The 2,598-nt window shown below is 35.0% G+C and carries 4 protein-coding genes; 1 reads left to right on the top strand and 3 read right to left on the bottom strand.

What is annotated here, in order from left to right; translation table 11 throughout:
- Positions 1–192: Tn3 family transposase (locus BFI01S_RS23835; protein ID WP_235831260.1), on the top strand; the 192-nt coding region annotated here is incomplete at its 5' end.
- Positions 193–458: 266 nt separating this feature from the next.
- Here BFI01S_RS23835 and BFI01S_RS21510 read toward each other — a convergent pair.
- From BFI01S_RS21510 to BFI01S_RS21500, 3 genes are all read right to left on the bottom strand, one after another.
- Positions 459–884: a type II toxin-antitoxin system PemK/MazF family toxin gene (locus BFI01S_RS21510; RefSeq protein ID WP_235831259.1), complete on the bottom strand. Its 426-nt coding sequence runs from the start codon at positions 882–884 to the stop codon at positions 459–461.
- A 355-nt stretch (positions 885–1,239) separates the two neighbouring features.
- The gene (locus BFI01S_RS21505; protein ID WP_061794395.1) at positions 1,240–1,857 is read right to left on the bottom strand and encodes a LysE/ArgO family amino acid transporter; all 618 of its coding nucleotides are present in this window, start codon (positions 1,855–1,857) and stop codon (positions 1,240–1,242) included.
- A 26-nt stretch (positions 1,858–1,883) separates the two neighbouring features.
- Positions 1,884–2,598, bottom strand: a 715-nt coding sequence (locus BFI01S_RS21500) for a fatty acid desaturase family protein (protein WP_061794394.1), incomplete at its 5' end; no start/stop codon positions are given.

The raw sequence follows: 2,598 nt of genomic DNA, 5'->3' as shown, positions 1-2,598 counted from the left end.
TTTTGCTGTCTGTACCCCTTATATGAAATGTTGCCAAGAATAAAGCTTACAGACTTATTATTAGAAGTGGCCAGTTGGACAGGATTTCATGAACAATTTATACATGCTTCTAGCAATAAATTGCCTAACACCGAGGAGAAAAACATTTTGCTATCGGCACTTATACTCAATATGAACACATTACAAAAATAAAAAGGCCCTAATTAAAATTAGGACCTTCTGTGCGTATAGCTTGAAAAAGCTTCCGTAGGAAGCCGGTGCCGTAAAGGCTTGATAAACTATACATTCTAATATATGCAAAAGTTAAAATTAGATACATAAATGGTGAAAGAGCCACCAGATCACAAAGATGCTAATGACTCTTTCTTGAAAAGCTTATTTAAGCCGGTGCCCATCGGGCTTGATAACGTTCATTTCTTACCTTGATAATACACTAATACCAAGAAAAAATCAAGCTTTTAGTTGGTAATACCTAATTGTGCTTTAACCATTTCAATTACTTCATCTAGTTTGTCATCTTTTAATTTGCCTATCCTTCGTTCCAACCTGGCCTTGTCTAACGTCATAATATCAGCTCCGATGATTTTCGATGGGTCTTTATCTAAATTTCCATCTTCAAGGTCAGCGTTTGTTAACTGGATATTGTTTTTGGGATCGATTTTTTTACCATCACCCTCAATGGGTACCACATTCACTTTCTCAGAATATAGGTTTTTCTTTTTATTCGAGATAATAACACACAAGTGATTCCCGTTTAATTCAGTCCCGACGTTATCTTCAGAGATGAGAACATTATAAATCTCCCCTCTTACAGGGCGCGTTGGATGCAGTTTTTTCTTATCTGCCTTTTTTAAAACAGCATGGTCGTATGATTTTTGATCCAAACGGCACTTTTCGGGAATGGAATTGATGATAATCAAAGCTTTTCTGAAGTTTTTTTATGAAGTGTTGAAAGCTTGTCTAATAATATGTCTTTCAACCGGTTCTTCTGAGAATCATTTAATTTATCTGTAGTGGTCATGAATAGTTTCCCCCTTAATTAACGATTATAAACCATATATCATTTTTTATGATAAGGTTTTTTAATCAATTCGAAATTGATTCGAAATTGAGGGAGAAATATGGTTATCAAAGGCATCTAAGGCACTGCCTACAGGTTTACGTCCTACCAGCAAAAAGACGAAAAAATCTGCTAAGGTTGGAAATCCTGAGTTATTCCCTTTAAAGCTTTTAGTATTTCTAGAACATATTGTACAACTCAATAGCTATGTATAAAGCTACTCCCCATATAATTATTGCAGATACTTTGTTTAGCAGTTTTAATAGCTTTCCTTCTGTATCAAAGTTACCTACTACTTTTCCGGCTATTGCAAGACCTAGAAACCAAAGCCAAGAGACGACAATACATGCGACAGTAAATCCTACTTTTTCTGTACCCGTATAGCTAAGTGAACTAGTTCCAATCACACCAATCGTATCAAGAATTGCATGGGGATTAAGAAGGGACACTGACATAGCAAACAAAATCTGTTTCTTAGGCGACATGGCTACTTCTTGTTGATTCAGGTTTGCAGGATCACTATTCCAAATAGACCACCCCATATAAAGAAGAAATAATAGCCCTATAGAAAAGATGACTGTTTGCAGAACAGGAACAGATAATACGATAACAGATACCCCTAATACTGCTAATAAAATGAGTAAAGTATCACAAAGTGAAGCTGTAATTACAACTGGGATGGCTCCTCTAAATTTTGGTTGAGAAGCCCCCTGATTGAATACAAATACATTCTGTGCCCCAAGGGGAAGTATTAGCCCAAAGGCTAATACTATTCCGTGAATTAGTGCTGCTAACATAATGTTTTCCCCCTTCGCTTAAACAATTAGCTTATTTTCTTTTTATGTCTATCTAGGTAACGGCCACATATATCTTCTACCACGCTATAAAAGCCAGGTAGGAATGATCTAAAGAAGCCTGTACAATGGTGTGCTTCCTTATATGCTGGGTCCTCCATTAAAATTAAATGAGCCTTTTTCAAATTATAATGGGGGATCGCTGGAAACAAATGATGTACTAAGTGATAGTTGTCATGATGTGGATGTAAAAAGAATTTTTCTACTGGATTACCAAAAGTATTTCTACTTGCGAATAGTTCATTTTCATTTTTTAAACCTGAATGCTCCGCCATTTCTGCCCAATATCTTATAATTTGAAATGTGGATAGAAGAGGAACAAACCAGAAAAGAATTAATTCCTGCCAAAAGTTGAAAGTAACACTAATTGTAATAATTGACAACCAATATAAAACTTTAGCAACTCTTTCTGACCAAGGCTCTTCTTTTGAAAAGATATTTACTTTAATTGTGCCATAAATATATTTTGGAACATGTGTTAATGTAAGTGGTTTTATAATATGTTTCATTATAAATCTGTTTATATTATTTTGTGGTTTGTCCAATCCAATTAGGGCATATCTTTTAGTATCAGGATCATTTTCTATATCCCATAGGTGCCTATGGTGTAAATAGTGCGAATTGCAGTAAGTAGTATAGGATGTAAATACAGGAAATGCAGCAAACAGGCAAGCTATCCATTTT

The sequence above is a fragment of the Cytobacillus firmus NBRC 15306 genome, assembly GCF_001591465.1.
Lineage (GTDB): Bacteria > Bacillota > Bacilli > Bacillales > Cytobacillaceae > Cytobacillus > Cytobacillus firmus.
The sequence above is the reverse complement of the archived record's forward strand: the minus strand, read 5'-3'. Positions and strand labels throughout refer to the sequence as shown.

Coding starts and splice junctions, on each gene's coding strand:
- BFI01S_RS21505 (WP_061794395.1), bottom strand. CDS start 1,857: ATGTTAGCAGCACTAATTCACGGAATAGTATTAGCCTTTGGGCTAATA.